The 16,935-nt window shown below is 46.1% G+C and carries 7 protein-coding genes, 21 tRNA genes and 3 rRNA genes; 30 read left to right on the top strand and 1 reads right to left on the bottom strand.

Annotation, left to right across the window (positions count from 1 at the left end):
• Positions 1 to 22: 22 nt before the first annotated feature.
• The 25 genes from CEF21_RS18080 (at position 23) to CEF21_RS17960 (ending at position 7,783) form a co-directional block, all read left to right on the top strand.
• The gene (locus CEF21_RS18080; protein ID WP_123918771.1) at positions 23 to 334 is read left to right on the top strand and encodes an MGMT family protein; all 312 of its coding nucleotides are present in this window, start codon (positions 23 to 25) and stop codon (positions 332 to 334) included.
• A 230-nt stretch (positions 335 to 564) separates the two neighbouring features.
• A 16S ribosomal RNA gene (locus CEF21_RS18075) occupies positions 565 to 2,103 on the top strand.
• A gap of 242 nt (positions 2,104 to 2,345) precedes the next feature.
• Positions 2,346 to 5,273 (top strand): 23S ribosomal RNA (locus tag CEF21_RS18070).
• Positions 5,274 to 5,407: 134 nt separating this feature from the next.
• Positions 5,408 to 5,523, top strand: a 5S ribosomal RNA gene (rrf, locus tag CEF21_RS18065).
• Together the 16S, 23S and 5S rRNA genes with 21 tRNA genes alongside form the textbook arrangement of a ribosomal RNA operon.
• A gap of 38 nt (positions 5,524 to 5,561) precedes the next feature.
• Positions 5,562 to 5,637, top strand: a tRNA-Val gene (locus CEF21_RS18060).
• 3 nt (positions 5,638 to 5,640) lie between these two features.
• Positions 5,641 to 5,716 (top strand) — tRNA-Thr (locus tag CEF21_RS18055).
• A gap of 152 nt (positions 5,717 to 5,868) precedes the next feature.
• Positions 5,869 to 5,944: transfer RNA gene (locus CEF21_RS18050), tRNA-Lys, on the top strand.
• Positions 5,945 to 5,957: 13 nt separating this feature from the next.
• Positions 5,958 to 6,039 (top strand) — tRNA-Leu (locus CEF21_RS18045).
• A 10-nt stretch (positions 6,040 to 6,049) separates the two neighbouring features.
• Positions 6,050 to 6,124 (top strand) — tRNA-Gly (locus tag CEF21_RS18040).
• A 10-nt stretch (positions 6,125 to 6,134) separates the two neighbouring features.
• Positions 6,135 to 6,220, top strand: a tRNA-Leu gene (locus CEF21_RS18035).
• 13 nt (positions 6,221 to 6,233) lie between these two features.
• Positions 6,234 to 6,310: transfer RNA gene (locus CEF21_RS18030), tRNA-Arg, on the top strand.
• 5 nt (positions 6,311 to 6,315) lie between these two features.
• Positions 6,316 to 6,392 (top strand) — tRNA-Pro (locus tag CEF21_RS18025).
• 12 nt (positions 6,393 to 6,404) lie between these two features.
• Positions 6,405 to 6,480: transfer RNA gene (locus CEF21_RS18020), tRNA-Ala, on the top strand.
• 22 nt (positions 6,481 to 6,502) lie between these two features.
• Positions 6,503 to 6,579: transfer RNA gene (locus tag CEF21_RS18015), tRNA-Met, on the top strand.
• 4 nt (positions 6,580 to 6,583) lie between these two features.
• Positions 6,584 to 6,660: transfer RNA gene (locus CEF21_RS18010), tRNA-Ile, on the top strand.
• Positions 6,661 to 6,672: 12 nt separating this feature from the next.
• A tRNA-Ser gene (locus tag CEF21_RS18005) sits at positions 6,673 to 6,765 on the top strand.
• Between the two features lie 76 nt (positions 6,766 to 6,841).
• Positions 6,842 to 6,918, top strand: a tRNA-Met gene (locus CEF21_RS18000).
• 4 nt (positions 6,919 to 6,922) lie between these two features.
• A tRNA-Asp gene (locus CEF21_RS17995) sits at positions 6,923 to 6,999 on the top strand.
• 133 nt (positions 7,000 to 7,132) lie between these two features.
• Positions 7,133 to 7,208, top strand: a tRNA-Phe gene (locus CEF21_RS17990).
• A gap of 17 nt (positions 7,209 to 7,225) precedes the next feature.
• Positions 7,226 to 7,301, top strand: a tRNA-His gene (locus CEF21_RS17985).
• A gap of 5 nt (positions 7,302 to 7,306) precedes the next feature.
• Positions 7,307 to 7,380, top strand: a tRNA-Gly gene (locus tag CEF21_RS17980).
• 15 nt (positions 7,381 to 7,395) lie between these two features.
• A tRNA-Ile gene (locus CEF21_RS17975) sits at positions 7,396 to 7,469 on the top strand.
• Between the two features lie 6 nt (positions 7,470 to 7,475).
• A tRNA-Asn gene (locus CEF21_RS17970) sits at positions 7,476 to 7,550 on the top strand.
• A gap of 62 nt (positions 7,551 to 7,612) precedes the next feature.
• Positions 7,613 to 7,703, top strand: a tRNA-Ser gene (locus CEF21_RS17965).
• 8 nt (positions 7,704 to 7,711) lie between these two features.
• Positions 7,712 to 7,783: transfer RNA gene (locus tag CEF21_RS17960), tRNA-Glu, on the top strand.
• A 150-nt stretch (positions 7,784 to 7,933) separates the two neighbouring features.
• Here the strand turns inward: CEF21_RS17960 and CEF21_RS17955 are convergent.
• The gene (locus tag CEF21_RS17955; protein WP_123920373.1) at positions 7,934 to 8,428 is read right to left on the bottom strand and encodes a GNAT family N-acetyltransferase; all 495 of its coding nucleotides are present in this window, start codon (positions 8,426 to 8,428) and stop codon (positions 7,934 to 7,936) included.
• Between the two features lie 535 nt (positions 8,429 to 8,963).
• On the opposite strand from CEF21_RS17955, the gene glgB reads away from it, so the two are divergent.
• From glgB to CEF21_RS17930, 5 genes are read left to right on the top strand one after another with little or no spacing between them, the layout of a single operon-like run.
• Positions 8,964 to 10,895, top strand: a complete 1,932-nt coding sequence (glgB, locus tag CEF21_RS17950) for a 1,4-alpha-glucan branching enzyme (protein WP_123918769.1) — start codon at positions 8,964 to 8,966, stop codon at positions 10,893 to 10,895.
• The gene (locus CEF21_RS17945; protein ID WP_123918767.1) at positions 10,840 to 12,009 is read left to right on the top strand and encodes a glucose-1-phosphate adenylyltransferase; all 1,170 of its coding nucleotides are present in this window, start codon (positions 10,840 to 10,842) and stop codon (positions 12,007 to 12,009) included. The genes glgB and CEF21_RS17945 overlap by 56 nt, the downstream gene beginning before the upstream one ends.
• Positions 12,010 to 12,051: 42 nt before the next feature.
• On the top strand, positions 12,052 to 13,080 hold the full coding sequence (locus CEF21_RS17940) for a GlgC family sugar phosphate nucleotidyltransferase (protein WP_123918765.1): 1,029 nt from the start codon (positions 12,052 to 12,054) through the stop codon (positions 13,078 to 13,080).
• Positions 13,077 to 14,531 carry a glycogen synthase GlgA gene (gene glgA, locus CEF21_RS17935; protein WP_123918763.1) on the top strand — a complete coding sequence of 485 codons (1,455 nt, stop codon included), beginning with the start codon at positions 13,077 to 13,079 and terminating at the stop codon, positions 14,529 to 14,531. Before CEF21_RS17940 ends, glgA begins: the two co-directional genes overlap by 4 nt.
• The gene (locus CEF21_RS17930) at positions 14,518 to 16,914 is read left to right on the top strand and encodes a glycogen/starch/alpha-glucan phosphorylase (RefSeq protein WP_123918761.1); all 2,397 of its coding nucleotides are present in this window, start codon (positions 14,518 to 14,520) and stop codon (positions 16,912 to 16,914) included. Before glgA ends, CEF21_RS17930 begins: the two co-directional genes overlap by 14 nt.
• Positions 16,915 to 16,935 lie beyond the last annotated feature (21 nt).

The raw sequence follows: 16,935 nt of genomic DNA, 5'->3' as shown, positions 1-16,935 counted from the left end.
TCAATGGAAAGGGGGAAATGAAGTGGAGCCATTTACAGAACGGGTTATTCACATTTTAAGAAATATTCCTGAAGGAAAGGTGATGACTTACGGGCAAATTGCTTTTGCAGCAGGTAGTCCGAGAGCGGCGAGGCAGGTTGTAAGAATTCTGCATTCCATGAGCAGGAAACACAATTTGCCATGGCATCGGGTAATTAACTCAAAAGGAGAACTTTCCATAAAAGATGAGCACGTACTGGAGCGGCAGCAAAAAGCTCTTACTATGGAAGGAGTAATTATAAATGATGGAAAGAAAATTGATCTTGAAAAATACCAGTACAAAATTCAAAACTAATTTTCAAAAAAACATTGTGCAATTAGAAATATAGTGGTATATTAATAAACGTCGCTGAAACAGAGAAACGCTTTTGAAATAAAAAATTAAAAAGTTGTTGACTCATAGGGAACAGCGTGATATATTATTAAAGCCGCTAATGAAGCGGATACAAAATGATCTTTGAAAACTAAACAAATCGAAGTGCCAACGTTAATTCTAGAGCAACAAACAAGAGCTAGTCAAACTACTTTTTGGAGAGTTTGATCCTGGCTCAGGACGAACGCTGGCGGCGTGCCTAATACATGCAAGTCGAGCGGATCTCTTCGGAGATCAGCGGCGGACGGGTGAGTAACACGTGGGCAACCTGCCTGTAAGACTGGGATAACTCCGGGAAACCGGAGCTAATACCGGATAACCTTTCGAACCGCATGGTTCGGAATTGAAAGACGGTTATGCTGTCACTTACAGATGGGCCCGCGGCGCATTAGCTAGTTGGTGAGGTAATGGCTCACCAAGGCGACGATGCGTAGCCGACCTGAGAGGGTGATCGGCCACACTGGGACTGAGACACGGCCCAGACTCCTACGGGAGGCAGCAGTAGGGAATCTTCCGCAATGGACGAAAGTCTGACGGAGCAACGCCGCGTGAGTGATGAAGGTTTTCGGATCGTAAAGCTCTGTTGTTAGGGAAGAACAAGTGCGGGAGTCACTGCCCGCGCCTTGACGGTACCTAACCAGAAAGCCACGGCTAACTACGTGCCAGCAGCCGCGGTAATACGTAGGTGGCAAGCGTTGTCCGGAATTATTGGGCGTAAAGCGCGCGCAGGCGGTCTTTTAAGTCTGATGTGAAAGCCCCCGGCTCAACCGGGGAGGGTCATTGGAAACTGGAGGACTTGAGTGCAGAAGAGGAGAGTGGAATTCCACGTGTAGCGGTGAAATGCGTAGAGATGTGGAGGAACACCAGTGGCGAAGGCGACTCTCTGGTCTGTAACTGACGCTGAGGCGCGAAAGCGTGGGGAGCGAACAGGATTAGATACCCTGGTAGTCCACGCCGTAAACGATGAGTGCTAAGTGTTAGAGGGTTTCCGCCCTTTAGTGCTGCAGCTAACGCATTAAGCACTCCGCCTGGGGAGTACGGTCGCAAGACTGAAACTCAAAGGAATTGACGGGGGCCCGCACAAGCGGTGGAGCATGTGGTTTAATTCGAAGCAACGCGAAGAACCTTACCAGGTCTTGACATCCTCTGCCACTTCTAGAGATAGAAGGTTCCCCTTCGGGGGACAGAGTGACAGGTGGTGCATGGTTGTCGTCAGCTCGTGTCGTGAGATGTTGGGTTAAGTCCCGCAACGAGCGCAACCCTTGATCTTAGTTGCCAGCATTCAGTTGGGCACTCTAAGGTGACTGCCGGTGACAAACCGGAGGAAGGTGGGGATGACGTCAAATCATCATGCCCCTTATGACCTGGGCTACACACGTGCTACAATGGATGGTACAAAGGGCAGCGAAACCGCGAGGTTCAGCGAATCCCATAAAACCATTCTCAGTTCGGATTGCAGGCTGCAACTCGCCTGCATGAAGCCGGAATCGCTAGTAATCGCGGATCAGCATGCCGCGGTGAATACGTTCCCGGGCCTTGTACACACCGCCCGTCACACCACGAGAGTTTGCAACACCCGAAGTCGGTGGGGTAACCCGTAAGGGAGCCAGCCGCCTAAGGTGGGGCAGATGATTGGGGTGAAGTCGTAACAAGGTAGCCGTATCGGAAGGTGCGGCTGGATCACCTCCTTTCTAAGGAAGAATTATCAGCACCCATGCGGTGCAGCGATTAACGGACGCACTTCGAATTTGTTTAGTTTTGAGAGATCATTCTCTCTTAACTTGTTCTTTGAAAACTAGATAACGATATGAATGTCAAACATTCACACGAGTAAGAAAGAACCTTACGATTTTCTTCTGCGTCTATCGCAGAATGAAATGAAAAGTCTGAAGACATCTGTTTTCAGCTTCTAACGAAGATAACTCCGTTATCAGGTTAAGTTAGAAAGGGCGCACGGTGGATGCCTTGGCACTAGGAGCCGATGAAGGACGGTACGAACACCGATATGCTTCGGGGAGCTGTAAGTAAGCGTTGATCCGGAGATTTCCGAATGGGGAAACCCGCTGCTCGTAATGGAGCAGCATCCTGACTTGAATACATAGAGTCTGGAAGGCATACCCGGGGAACTGAAACATCTAAGTACCCGGAGGAAGAGAAAGCAAATGCGATTCCCTGAGTAGCGGCGAGCGAAACGGGATCAGCCCAAACCAGAAGGCTTGCCTTCTGGGGTTGTAGGACACTCAACACGGAGTTACAAAGGAACGGGGTAGGCGAAGCGGTCTGGAAAGGCCCGCCAGAGAAGGTAACAGCCCTGTAATCGAAACTTCGTTCCCTCCTGAGTGGATCCTGAGTACGGCGGGACACGAGAAATCCCGTCGGAATCCGGGAGGACCATCTCCCAAGGCTAAATACTCCCTAGTGACCGATAGTGAACCAGTACCGTGAGGGAAAGGTGAAAAGCACCCCGGAAGGGGAGTGAAACAGATCCTGAAACCGTGTGCCTACAAGTAGTCAGAGCCCGTTAACGGGTGATGGCGTGCCTTTTGTAGAATGAACCGGCGAGTTACGATTACGTGCAAGGTTAAGTTGAAGAGACGGAGCCGCAGCGAAAGCGAGTCTGAATAGGGCGAATGAGTACGTGGTCGTAGACCCGAAACCAGGTGATCTACCCATGTCCAGGGTGAAGTTCAGGTAACACTGAATGGAGGCCCGAACCCACGCACGTTGAAAAGTGCGGGGATGAGGTGTGGGTAGCGGAGAAATTCCAATCGAACCTGGAGATAGCTGGTTCTCTCCGAAATAGCTTTAGGGCTAGCCTCATAGCAAGAGTCTTGGAGGTAGAGCACTGATTGGACTAGGGGCCCTCATCGGGTTACCGAATTCAGTCAAACTCCGAATGCCAAAGACTTATCTATGGGAGTCAGACTGCGAGTGATAAGATCCGTAGTCAAAAGGGAAACAGCCCAGACCACCAGCTAAGGTCCCCAAGTATCCGTTAAGTGGAAAAGGATGTGGGGTTGCTTAGACAACCAGGATGTTGGCTTAGAAGCAGCCACCATTTAAAGAGTGCGTAATAGCTCACTGGTCGAGTGACCCTGCGCCGAAAATGTACCGGGGCTAAACGGATCACCGAAGCTGTGGACTGTTCTTTCAGAACAGTGGTAGGAGAGCGTTCTAAGGGCTGTGAAGCCAGACCGGAAGGACTGGTGGAGCGCTTAGAAGTGAGAATGCCGGTATGAGTAGCGAAAGAGGGGTGAGAATCCCCTCCACCGAATGCCTAAGGTTTCCTGAGGAAGGCTCGTCCGCTCAGGGTTAGTCGGGACCTAAGCCGAGGCCGAAAGGCGTAGGCGATGGACAACAGGTTGAGATTCCTGTACCACCTCTTTTCCGTTTGAGCAATGGAGGGACGCAGGAGGATAGGGTAAGCGCGCTGTTGGATATGCGCGTCCAAGCAGGTAGGCTCAAGGGATAGGCAAATCCGTCCCTTGGTTAAGGCTGAGCTGTGATGGCGAGGGAAATTAAGTACCGAAGTTCCTGATTCCACACTGCCTAGAAAAGCTTCTAGCGAGGAAAATGGTGCCCGTACCGCAAACCGACACAGGTAGGCGAGGAGAGAATCCTAAGGTGATCGAGAGAACTCTCGTTAAGGAACTCGGCAAAATGACCCCGTAACTTCGGGAGAAGGGGTGCTCTTTAGGGTGAATAGCCTTGAAGAGCCGCAGTGAATAGGCCCAGGCGACTGTTTAGCAAAAACACAGGTCTCTGCGAAGCCGCAAGGCGAAGTATAGGGGCTGACGCCTGCCCGGTGCTGGAAGGTTAAGAGGAGAGGTTAGCGCAAGCGAAGCTTTGAATTGAAGCCCCAGTAAACGGCGGCCGTAACTATAACGGTCCTAAGGTAGCGAAATTCCTTGTCGGGTAAGTTCCGACCCGCACGAAAGGCGTAACGATCTGGGCACTGTCTCAACGAGAGACTCGGTGAAATTATAGTACCTGTGAAGATGCAGGTTACCCGCGACAGGACGGAAAGACCCCGTGGAGCTTTACTGCAGCCTGATATTGAATTTTGGCACAGCTTGTACAGGATAGGTAGGAGCCTTGGAAACCGGAGCGCCAGCTTCGGTGGAGGCATCGGTGGGATACTACCCTGGCTGTGTTGAACTTCTAACCCGCGGCCCTGATCGGGCCGGGAGACAGTGTCAGGCGGGCAGTTTGACTGGGGCGGTCGCCTCCTAAAATGTAACGGAGGCGCCCAAAGGTTCCCTCAGAATGGTTGGAAATCATTCGCAGAGTGTAAAGGCACAAGGGAGCTTGACTGCGAGACCTACAAGTCGAGCAGGGACGAAAGTCGGGCTTAGTGATCCGGTGGTTCCGCATGGAAGGGCCATCGCTCAACGGATAAAAGCTACCCCGGGGATAACAGGCTTATCTCCCCCAAGAGTCCACATCGACGGGGAGGTTTGGCACCTCGATGTCGGCTCATCGCATCCTGGGGCTGTAGTCGGTCCCAAGGGTTGGGCTGTTCGCCCATTAAAGCGGTACGCGAGCTGGGTTCAGAACGTCGTGAGACAGTTCGGTCCCTATCCGTCGCGGGCGCAGGAAATTTGAGAGGAGCTGTCCTTAGTACGAGAGGACCGGGATGGACGCACCGCTGGTGTACCAGTTGTCTTGCCAAAGGCATCGCTGGGTAGCTATGTGCGGACGGGATAAGTGCTGAAAGCATCTAAGCATGAAGCCCCCCTCAAGATGAGATTTCCCATCATTTGAGTAAGACCCCTGAAAGATGATCAGGTTGATAGGTTCGAGGTGGAAGCGTGGCGACACGTGCAGCTGACGAATACTAATCGGTCGAGGACTTAACCTTTATTCAAGTAAGGCTTCCCTACTCGTGAAGCACATCGTTATCTAGTTTTGAAAGAGCAAAAAAAGATCGAAAAATATCTTGTTTTTCTTCTGAAAAGAGATATAATAAATCTTGTCGCTTTTTTAAGAAATATGTTTGGTGACTATGGCAAAGAGGTCACACCCGTTCCCATACCGAACACGGAAGTTAAGCTCTTTAGCGCCGATGGTAGTTGGGGGTTTCCCCCTGTGAGAGTAGGACGCCGCCAGGCATATACATATGTGTTAAAGCTTTGACGGCTTTAACTTCGGAGGATTAGCTCAGCTGGGAGAGCATCTGCCTTACAAGCAGAGGGTCGGCGGTTCGATCCCGTCATCCTCCACCACTTGCCGGTGTAGCTCAATTGGTAGAGCAACTGACTTGTAATCAGTAGGTTGGGGGTTCAAGTCCTCTTGCCGGCACCATTTTCTTTGGCCGTATGCTCAATTAGCTCAGTCGGCAGAGCACGTTCGAATAATCTTCGAAGCGAAACACCAGCGCCCAAATGGAGCCGCTGCTTGAATAAGCTTTCTGAGATTTGGGCGTCCTGCAAACTTCAGAGTGTAGGCAAACCAAGGAGCCATTAGCTCAGTCGGTAGAGCATCTGACTTTTAATCAGAGGGTCGAAGGTTCGAGTCCTTCATGGCTCACCATTTAATTTAATATGCGGGTGTGGCGGAACTGGCAGACGCACTAGACTTAGGATCTAGCGCCTTCGGGCGTGGGGGTTCGACTCCCTTCACCCGCATCTTGATTTTGCGGAAGTAGTTCAGTGGTAGAACACCACCTTGCCAAGGTGGGGGTCGCGGGTTCGAATCCCGTCTTCCGCTCCAATCCCATAATGCCGGGGTGGCGGAATTGGCAGACGCACAGGACTTAAAATCCTGCGGTAGGTGACTACCGTACCGGTTCGATCCCGGTCCTCGGCACTTTAATTATAATGCGCCCGTAGCTCAATTGGATAGAGCGTTTGACTACGGATCAAAAGGTTAGGGGTTCGACTCCTCTCGGGCGCGCCATTTATCGGGAAGTAGCTCAGCTTGGTAGAGCACTTGGTTTGGGACCAAGGGGTCGCAGGTTCGAATCCTGTCTTCCCGACCATCCATACATATTGGGGCCTTAGCTCAGCTGGGAGAGCGCCTGCCTTGCACGCAGGAGGTCAGCGGTTCGATCCCGCTAGGCTCCACCAATATTTATTTAATCATCTATATGGCGGCGTAGCTCAGCTGGCTAGAGCGTACGGTTCATACCCGTGAGGTCGTGGGTTCGATCCCCTCCGCCGCTACCATATAGGACCTTTAGCTCAGCTGGTTAGAGCAGACGGCTCATAACCGTCCGGTCGTAGGTTCGAGTCCTACAAGGTCCACCATTTCTATTACCCGGAGGAATACCCAAGTCTGGCTGAAGGGATCGGTCTTGAAAACCGACAGGGGGGTCAAACCCCGCGGGGGTTCGAATCCCTCTTCCTCCTCCATTTTTAAAATTCTACTTCCTGAAGCGAGGACAGTCAGCTGTCTGGGAGCATGAATAAACTTTATATTTCTTATTGTCGCGGGGTGGAGCAGTCTGGTAGCTCGTCGGGCTCATAACCCGAAGGTCGCAGGTTCAAATCCTGTCCCCGCAACCAAAATGGTCCGGTAGTTCAGTTGGTTAGAATGCCTGCCTGTCACGCAGGAGGTCGCGGGTTCGAGTCCCGTCCGGACCGCCATTTGTTTTTAGATGATACATATGATACCTTAATTAAAAGCAAGGGGCTTAAGCAGCTCATAAGCACCGGAGCATATAAGAATGAATAATGATTCTGAGATTTATTCGATGGTGCAAGTGATACATAACATAATGGCTTGGTAGCTCAGTCGGTAGAGCAATGGACTGAAAATCCATGTGTCGGCGGTTCGATTCCGTCCCAAGCCACCATTTATTATTGTATATTGGCGATTGTGGCGAAGTGGTTAACGCATCGGATTGTGGTTCCGACATTCGTGGGTTCGATTCCCATCAGTCGCCCCATATTTGCGGGTGTAGTTTACTGGTAAAACCTCAGCCTTCCAAGCTGATGTAGTGGGTTCGATTCCCATCACCCGCTCCATTTCAATTTGAATATGGGCCTGTAGCTCAGCTGGTTAGAGCGCACGCCTGATAAGCGTGAGGTCGATGGTTCGAGTCCATTCAGGCCCATTTTATTCCGCAGTAGCTCAGTGGTAGAGCTATCGGCTGTTAACCGATCGGTCGCAGGTTCGAGTCCTGCCTGCGGAGCCATTTAAATTTATAGATTCAGGCAGATTTGTGAGAATTCCTTCACAGATCATCTATTTATATACGGGGAAGTACTCAAGTGGCTGAAGAGGCGCCCCTGCTAAGGGTGTAGGTCGCGTAAGCGGCGCGAGGGTTCAAATCCCTCCTTCTCCGCCATTCATAATGGCCCGTTGGTCAAGCGGTTAAGACACCGCCCTTTCACGGCGGTAACACGGGTTCGAATCCCGTACGGGTCATAATAAAAACGCTGCGTTATCGCAGCGTTTTTTTCTATGGTTTTCTCTTGACGAAAAGCTCTGACAGTATCGTCTGCCTATTCCTATTTACCTTTTGACTGGGGTGAGAGTGACATATGGTTTTACAATCTGTTTGTTTTCCCGTGTAAACTATTCATTTTTAATCCAAAACCGTTTTACAATGCTGCCATCTTCGTCTGTAAATAATGAATCGAACTGTCCGCCGTTTTTAATAATGGTTTTCTCAGAGGCGATATTTTTTTGGTCACATGTCACTAGTACTTCCGTAATCCCCAATTCCCTCGTCTTTTCCAGAGCGTAAGTTAAAATAGCAGCAGCATATCCTTTTTCTCTTTCTGAGGGCCTGATTCCATAGCCGATATGCCCGCCGCGCTGTAATAAAGAATCGTTTAATCTATGCCTTACATTCACTGAACCTACAACTTTCCCTGCTTCATCAATAAGCCAGTACGTGGAGTGAGGTACAAAATGAGGCGAAATGTTTCCTTCGATTTTTTCCGATTCCATATATTGAAGATATGCTGAAAAATTGACTGGGTCTCTCGCCGCTATCCAAGGGACAATTTTTTCTCCGGATTCTTTCCACTCCTTGTAAAAATCCATATATGCATCTCTATATTTCATATTCGGTTCTTCCAATGAAAGCAAATGAAAACCTCCTCATGCTGTTTTTGAAAATATATAACATACAGATGCTGTGGGCAACCATTTTTCAGAAGAAGTCTTTTTCTGTCATTCATCTTTACCGATTCAATCTATGATGAACGAATCAATTTACTGACAAAATTCTCCTTATGTATTTAATAGAAGGAGGACATTCCTTCTTTCTTCTCCATGAAATCTCATTTTGCACGGGAACTTTTAAAAAAAACATTCGACAAATTTTTCAGTATACTATGTTCTTAGAATAATGGATATATTTTCTGGTTATTCCTAAACCTTTATTTAATAAAGGTTTTTTCTCAATTTATTTTATTCTTCTTGTACATTTATTTATAGAAATAACAATTTATTCACATGCATTTTTTTTTGTTGGATTATGTCTAAATATAAAAACGCTTGCATAAAAGGTTTTTTTTTTGAAAAAGTGAATTAAAAAGTATAAATAGGGGTATATAGATTGGGATACACCCTAAAAAGCGGGGAGGGTTCGTTCTGGATGATTGCTAGTCCTACAGAATTCGAAGTTCATTTGTTTCATGAAGGAAATTTGTTCAAGAGCTTTGATCAATTTGGCGCTCATTTAAAAACCATTGATGGAGTAAAAGGAGTTCAATTCACCGTTTGGGCACCGCATGCGAGACAAGTAAGAATTGCGGGGGATTTTAATGAGTGGAAAGGTACAGGACATGCCCTTGAAAAAATAAGCAGCCAGGGAATCTGGTCTGGGTTTTTTTCGGATATTAAGCTTGGAGATGTTTATAAATATGAGCTAATCACCAAAAATGGTTCCAGGCTTCTTAAAGCGGACCCGTTTGCCTTTTATGCGGAGGTGAAACCAAATACCGCTTCGGTTGTGGCGGATTTGAACGGATACAAATGGAACGATCAGAAGTGGCTGAAAAAGAAAAAGGCCAAAAATATATATCAAAAACCATTTTTCATTTACGAGCTGAACCTGGCATCCTGGAAAAAGAAAGAGGATGGAAGTTTATATACGTATAAAGAGCTTGCTGAAGAACTTATACCCTATGTTTTGGAACATGGTTTTACCCATATTGAACTGATGCCCGTCATAGAACATCCTTACGACAGATCTTGGGGCTATCAGGGAACCGGCTACTTTGCTGCAACGAGCAGATATGGAACACCGCAAGAGTTTATGGCATTTATTGATCTCTTTCACCAAAATGATCTCGGGGTAATTATGGATTGGGTTCCAGGTCATTTTTGCAAGGATGCGCATGGGCTTTATATGTTTGACGGTGAGCCGGTTTACGAATATGAAAATTATAAAGACCGGGAGAATGAGGTTTGGGGTACAGCCAATTTCGACTTGGGCAAACCGGAAGTACATAGTTTCTTGATCTCTAATGCCCTTTTTTGGCTGGAGAAATATCATATTGATGGTTTCAGGGTTGATGCAGTAGCGAATATGCTTTATTGGCCCAATACGGATTCCGCTTTTGAAAATCCATATGCAGTAAGCTTTTTGAAAAAACTAAACGAAACGGTTTTTGCCTACGATCCGCAGGTGCTCATGATTGCTGAAGATTCAACAGACTGGCCGCTTGTAACAGCACCAGTATCTGATGGAGGACTGGGCTTTAACTATAAATGGAATATGGGATGGATGAACGATGTCCTGGAATACATGGAAACGGATCAGCACGAACGCAGGCACATTCATCACAAAATGACGTTTTCATTCATGTACGCTTTTAATGAGAATTTTATTCTGCCTTTCTCTCATGATGAAGTCGTCTACGGCAAAAAGTCATTGCTGAATAAGATGCCGGGCGACTATTGGCAAAAGTTTGCACAGCTGAGACTTTTAATGGGATATATGCTTGCACATCCCGGCAAAAAATTGCTGTTTATGGGAGCGGAATTTGGACAGTTTGATGAGTGGAAGGACCTTGAACAGCTTGACTGGTTTTTGGAAGAGTTTGAGCTTCACAGTAAAACCAGAGTCTATTTTAAAGAGCTGCTTAATGTGTATAAAAAGCAGCGTCCTCTATTTGAACTGGATCATTCGCCAGAAGGATTCGAGTGGATTGATGCAGATAATGCGGAGCAGAGCATCTATTCTTTTATGAGAAAAGGATTAAAGGATGGAGAACTGCTAATTGCCGTATGCAACTTCCGAAGCGACGTGTACCATGATTATAAAATCGGGGTACCTGCTGATACACGGTATGTTGAAATATTGAACAGTGATGACGTAAAGTTCGGTGGTTCCGGACAAATCAATCATAAAGAGCTGAAAGCGGAAAATGAGGAACTACATGGCCAGCCGTACAGCATTAGTATGACGGTTCCGCCATTTGGTTTTAGCTTGCTGAGAGCAATTAAAAAGAGGAAGGAGAACAACAATGAAAAAGAAATGCGTAGCAATGCTTCTGGCAGGGGGAAAAGGCAGCCGTCTTAGTTCGTTAACGAAAAATTTGGCAAAACCGGCCGTTCCATTCGGAGGGAAATACAGAATAATAGACTTTCCTTTAAGTAACTGTACAAACTCAGGAATCGACACGGTAGGGGTATTGACTCAATATCAGCCGCTGGTTCTTCACTCCTACATTGGAATCGGCAGTGCATGGGATCTGGACCGTAAAAATGGAGGGGTAACGGTTCTTCCTCCGTATGCAGAATCATCAGAGGTAAAATGGTACAAAGGAACAGCCAGCGCCATCTATCAAAATTTAAACTACTTAGAGCAGTATGATCCTGAATATGTTCTGATTCTGTCAGGAGACCATATTTACAAAATGGATTACTCTAAGATGCTAGACTATCATATTGAAAGAAACGCTGACGTATCTATTTCAGTCATTGAAGTTCCTTGGGAAGAGGCAAACAGGTTCGGAATTATGAATACAAATGACCAGCTGGAAGTCACAGAATTTGATGAGAAACCTCAAAATCCTAAAAACAATCTGGCATCAATGGGTGTTTATATCTTTAAGTGGTCGGTGCTTCAGGAATATCTGGAGATGGATGAACGGAATCCGTATTCAAGCAACGACTTTGGAAAAGATGTTATTCCTTTGTTAATTGAAGAAAAGAAAAAACTCGTCGCTTATCCATTTAAAGGATACTGGAAAGATGTGGGGACAGTTAAAAGCCTTTGGGAAGCCAATATGGATTTACTGGCAGATGATCCGGAGCTTAATTTGTTCAGTCAGGATTGGAGAATTTATTCCGTCAATCCGAATCAGCCGCCTCAATTTATCTCTGCCGAAGCAGAAGTAACAGATTCTCTCGTTAATGAAGGCTGTGTAGTATATGGAACCGTTCACCATTCGGTGCTGTTCCAGGGAGTAACGGTCGGCAAAGATTCTTATGTGAAAAAATGTGTCGTCATGCCTGATGCCGTAATCGGGAACAACGTATATATTGAAAATGCCATTGTCCCGGGCGGAGTGACCATTGAAGACGGTACGGTCATCCGTTCCAATGCAGAACTGGAAGAAGTCCTGCTTGTAACTCCGGACTATATTCGACAGCAGCAAGCAGTTGCGCGGGATGCGAAAGTCACTGAATAGAAAATATAAATAAACCAGTAGATAAGAAAGAGGTGGCAGAGCATGAATATGAGCATGCTTGGAATAATTGATGCGACAGCACATAGTCTGGATATCGATGATTTGATTCAAAACCGGTCAATGGCTGCAATTCCTTTCGGAGGAAGGTACCGGTTAATCGACTTTGTCCTTTCAAATATGGTGAACTCCGGGGTGGATAGCGTGGCTATTTTCCCAAAATATCAATACCGTTCATTAATGGATCATCTTGGATCAGGAAAGGAATGGGATTTGAACCGGAAGCGCGATGGCCTTTTCTTTTTCCCTTCTCCGCACCTTCATGACGAATACGACGAATTTGGTTCATTCCGTCAGTTTAAGGATCATTATGATTATTTCAATAGAAGCCGTCAGGAATATACGGTCATTGCTAATAGCCATACTGTCTGCAATATCGACTTCTGCAAAGTGCTTAAGCATCATATTGAAATGGGATGTGATGTAACTGAGATTTGCAAAGATGGCGCCTCTCTTCAAATGTACGTTCTGAAAACTTCTCTTCTAAAGGATTTAATTTCCTCTTATGATGAGCGCGGCTTCAAAACGCTAAACCAAGTTGTGAACGAAGGCAGATCCCAGCTTAACATCTGTGAATATGCCTTTAAGGGATATGTTGCCGCTATTGATACCATCCAGTCCTATTTCCGATACAGCCTTGATTTATTAAAGCCTGAAGTTTGGAAAGAGCTGTTCCCTAAGTCTTCACCTGTTTATACAAAGGTGAAAGATGAACCGCCGACTAAATATTTGAAATCTTCTTATGTCCGCAATTCCATGATTGCAAACGGGTGTGTTATTGAGGGCCATGTAGAGAATTCGATTCTTTTCAGAGCTGTCCATGTAGGAAAAGATACGGTGATTAAGAACGGAATTGTCATGCAGAAATCCTCGGTTGGTGAAAATTGTGTCCTTGAAAATGTAATTTTAGATAAGGATGTCAGAGTAGGAAGCCATGAAGTTCTGAAAGGAACGATGGAGCATCCGATCGTTCTTCGAAAAGGGTCCGTGCAAGGAGTGCTGATCAAGTCGTGAAAATTCTCTTTGCTGTATCCGAATGTGTTCCGTTCGTCAAATCAGGCGGATTGGCGGACGTAGCGGGAGCCCTGCCTAAAGAACTGGCACGCATGGGTTCTGATGTGAGGGTGATGATGCCAAAGTACGGACAGATTCCCGAAAAATATAGAAAAAAAATGAAAAAAGTGCGGGAGATTGAAGTGGCTGTCGGATGGCGATCTCAATATTGCGGCATTGAAGAATTCGAAATGGATGGGGTCACGTATTATTTCCTGGATAATGAATATTATTTTAAACGTGACTCTCTTTATGGGCATTACGACGATGGTGAAAGGTTCTCCTTTTTTTCCAGAGCTGTTCTTGAGGCCATGAAAGAGATAGATTTCCAGCCTGATATTATTCACAGTCATGACTGGCATACAGGTATGGTTGCCTATTTCCTCAATGAGGTGTATGCCGCGGATCCATTTTACTCTGAGATTAAAACTGTATTTACGATTCATAATCTGGAGTTCCAGGGGATTTTTCCTCAGGAGATCATTTATGATCTCCTGAACCTTGGACATGAGGATTTTACACCCGATAAACTGGAATTTTATCAATGTGTAAATTTTATGAAGGCAGCCATCGTGTCTTCCTCCGCGATTACAACGGTAAGTCCGACTTATATGCAGGAAATCCAAACTCCTTATTATGGGGAGAGAATGGACGGCTTGCTGAGAGCGAAAGGGGCATCATTAAGCGGAATCCTGAATGGAATCGATGACACAATCTATAATCCTGCGAAGGACCCTTTTTTAAAGGCTCCGTATGATGTTGCGAGTCTTGAGAAAAAACAGGAAAATAAAGCGGCTTTGCAAAAAATGTTTGGTCTTCCCGAGAGACCGGACGTACCTGTCATTTCAATGGTGACAAGGCTGACGAAACAAAAAGGGCTGGACCTTGTGCGGCATGTCATGGAAGAATTGATAGATGGGGATACTCAATGGATTATTCTCGGTACGGGTGAAGCTGAATTTGAGAATTACTTCCGTCATATGGAGCATAAGTATCCTGAGAGTGTAAAAGCGTACATAGGCTTTGATGAGCCGTTAGCACACAGAGTGTATGCCGGATCTGACTTATTTCTGATGCCTTCAAGGTTTGAACCATGCGGCCTCGGACAATTAATAGCACTGAGATATGGATCCATTCCCATTGTGAGGGAAACGGGAGGATTAAATGATACCGTTCATTCCTACAATGAAGCCACAGGCGATGGAAACGGTTTTTCTTTTAAAAATTTTAATGCGCATGATATGATGCACACAATCAGACGTGCGCTGTCTATTTACAGAGAAGATAAAGAATTATGGAACGGACTTGTCACGAATGCCATGAGCCAGGATTACAGCTGGTCTCAGTCTGCCAGCAAATATAATCAGCTCTATACTGATTTGATGGGAAGTGGGAGTATTGTTCTCAAGTAAAGAATCTTTTCAGAAAAGCTTTCTTAAAAGGCTGGAAATGACATATGGAAAAACATTCAGAGAGTCTACCAGCAGGGATCAATACAACACTCTAGGACATATGGTAAGGGAATACATCAGCACGAACTGGATACAGACAAATGAGAAGCACCGGTCTGCCAATAACAAGCAGGTATACTACTTTTCAATTGAATTTTTACTTGGCACGCTTATGGGTCAAAATCTTTTGAATTTAGGAATCAGGGACGTAGTAGAACGGGGTCTTGAAGAGCTGGGAATCAGTTTAACGGCGATAGAGGAATCCGAATCGGACGCGGGTCTGGGCAATGGCGGTCTTGGCCGCCTTGCTGCTTGCTTTCTTGATTCGCTTGCTTCCCTTGATCTGCCTGGACATGGCTGCGGAATCCGGTATAAGCATGGTCTGTTTGATCAGAAAATTGCAGATGGGTATCAAGTTGAGTATCCCGAGCAGTGGCTGCGCCACGGAAATGTTTGGGAAGTAAGAAAACCCGATCAGGCCGTGGATATTTCGTTCTGGGGCTCTGTTGAAAGCAGGGAGGCAGACGGAAGACTTGAATTTCAGCATATTGCTCCTGAAACCGTTGTGGCCGTCCCTTACGATATGCCAATGATTGGCTATCAGACAAATACCGTTAATACGCTGCGGCTGTGGAGTGCCGAACCCGCGCATCATCCGCCGCTTAACAGGGATCTGCTTACCTATAAGCGGGAAACAGAAGCTGTTTCAGAATTTCTATACCCCGATGATACCCATGATGAAGGCAAAATTCTGCGGTTGAAGCAGCAGTATTTCCTGGTCTCTTCAAGTTTGCAGAGCATTATTCGTTCCTACAGGAAAAAGAACGGCAGCCTTCACGATTTTCATGAAAGAATTGCTATTCATATAAACGATACCCACCCAGTGCTAGCCATTCCTGAACTGATGAGAATTTTATTGGATGAGGAAAAAATGGAGTGGGATGAGGCTTGGCACATTACGACAAAAACCATCTCCTACACGAATCACACCACATTGTCAGAAGCGCTGGAAAAATGGCCGATTTATCTATTTAAGCCGCTCCTCCCCCGTATTTATATGATCGTCGAAGAAATTAACGAACGTTATTGTCAGGCACTTTGGGATCGGTATCCGGGAGATTGGAACCGAATCGAGCAAATGGCGATTCTCGCTCACGGACTTGTTAAAATGGCCCACCTTGCGATTGCCGGAAGCCATAGTGTAAATGGTGTGGCCAAGATTCATTCAGATATCCTCAAAATGCGTGAAATGAAGCTTTTTTATGAATTTGAACCTGAGAAATTCAACAATAAAACAAATGGAATTGCTCACAGAAGATGGCTGCTTAAAGCCAATCCGGAACTTGCCCATCTTATAACCGAAGCAATAGGCGATTCATGGGTGAAGGATCCTGATCAGCTGATCCAGCTGAAGCGGTTTATTTATGATGAAGGAATGAAAGAAAAGTCCGGAGAAATAAAGCAGCGCCGAAAGGAATTGCTCGCCCGGAGAATTTTTGAACAGTCTTCCATGAAGATTGATCCTTCCTCCATTTTTGATGTTCAGGTAAAACGCCTTCATGCCTACAAGCGTCAGCTGCTGAATGTGCTCCATATTATGTATCTGTATAATCGAATCAGGGAAGATTCTAATTTTTCTGTTTACCCGCGTACGTTTATTTTCGGCGCAAAAGCTTCTCCGGGGTATTATTACGCCAAGAAAGTGATTAAACTCATTAATTCTCTTGCCGAAAAAGTTAATTCAGACCCTAAGGTGTCCAAAATGATCAAAGTTGTTTTTATGGAGAACTACCGTGTATCCCTGGCTGAATCGATTTTTCCGGCCGCCGACATAAGTGAGCAGATTTCGACTGCCTCGAAGGAAGCATCCGGAACCGGAAATATGAAATTTATGATGAATGGTGCGCTGACTCTCGGAACACTTGACGGTGCAAATGTGGAAATTCTTGAGTCTGTTGGACCGGCTAATATCTTTACCTTTGGCCTTACTGCAGAGCAAGTTCTTGATTATTATGAAAACGGAGGATACCATTCCACTGAATATTATCATCACGATGTTCGGATCCGCCAGGCTGCCGATCAGCTGATCAATGGATTCTTCCATGAGACAGAGGGCGAATTTGAGGCGATTTACGATTCCCTCCTGGCACACAATGATCAATATTTTGTTCTCAAGGATTTTTCCTCCTATGCAGAAGCGCAGCAGAAAGTCGAGAAAACTTTTATTAATAAGAAAGAATGGCAAGAAAAATCGCTCATTAACATTGCCCATTCCGGAACCTTTTCAAGTGACCGCACCATTAAAGAATATGCGGATGATATTTGGGGAATTAAACCGATATAAGAAACTGGTCTGAGACTTCCC

The sequence above is a fragment of the Bacillus sp. FJAT-42376 genome, assembly GCF_003816055.1.
Taxonomy (GTDB): Bacteria; Bacillota; Bacilli; order Bacillales; family Bacillaceae; genus Metabacillus_B.
Note: the sequence above shows the minus strand (reverse complement) of the source record. Positions and strands in the feature narration are given on the sequence as shown.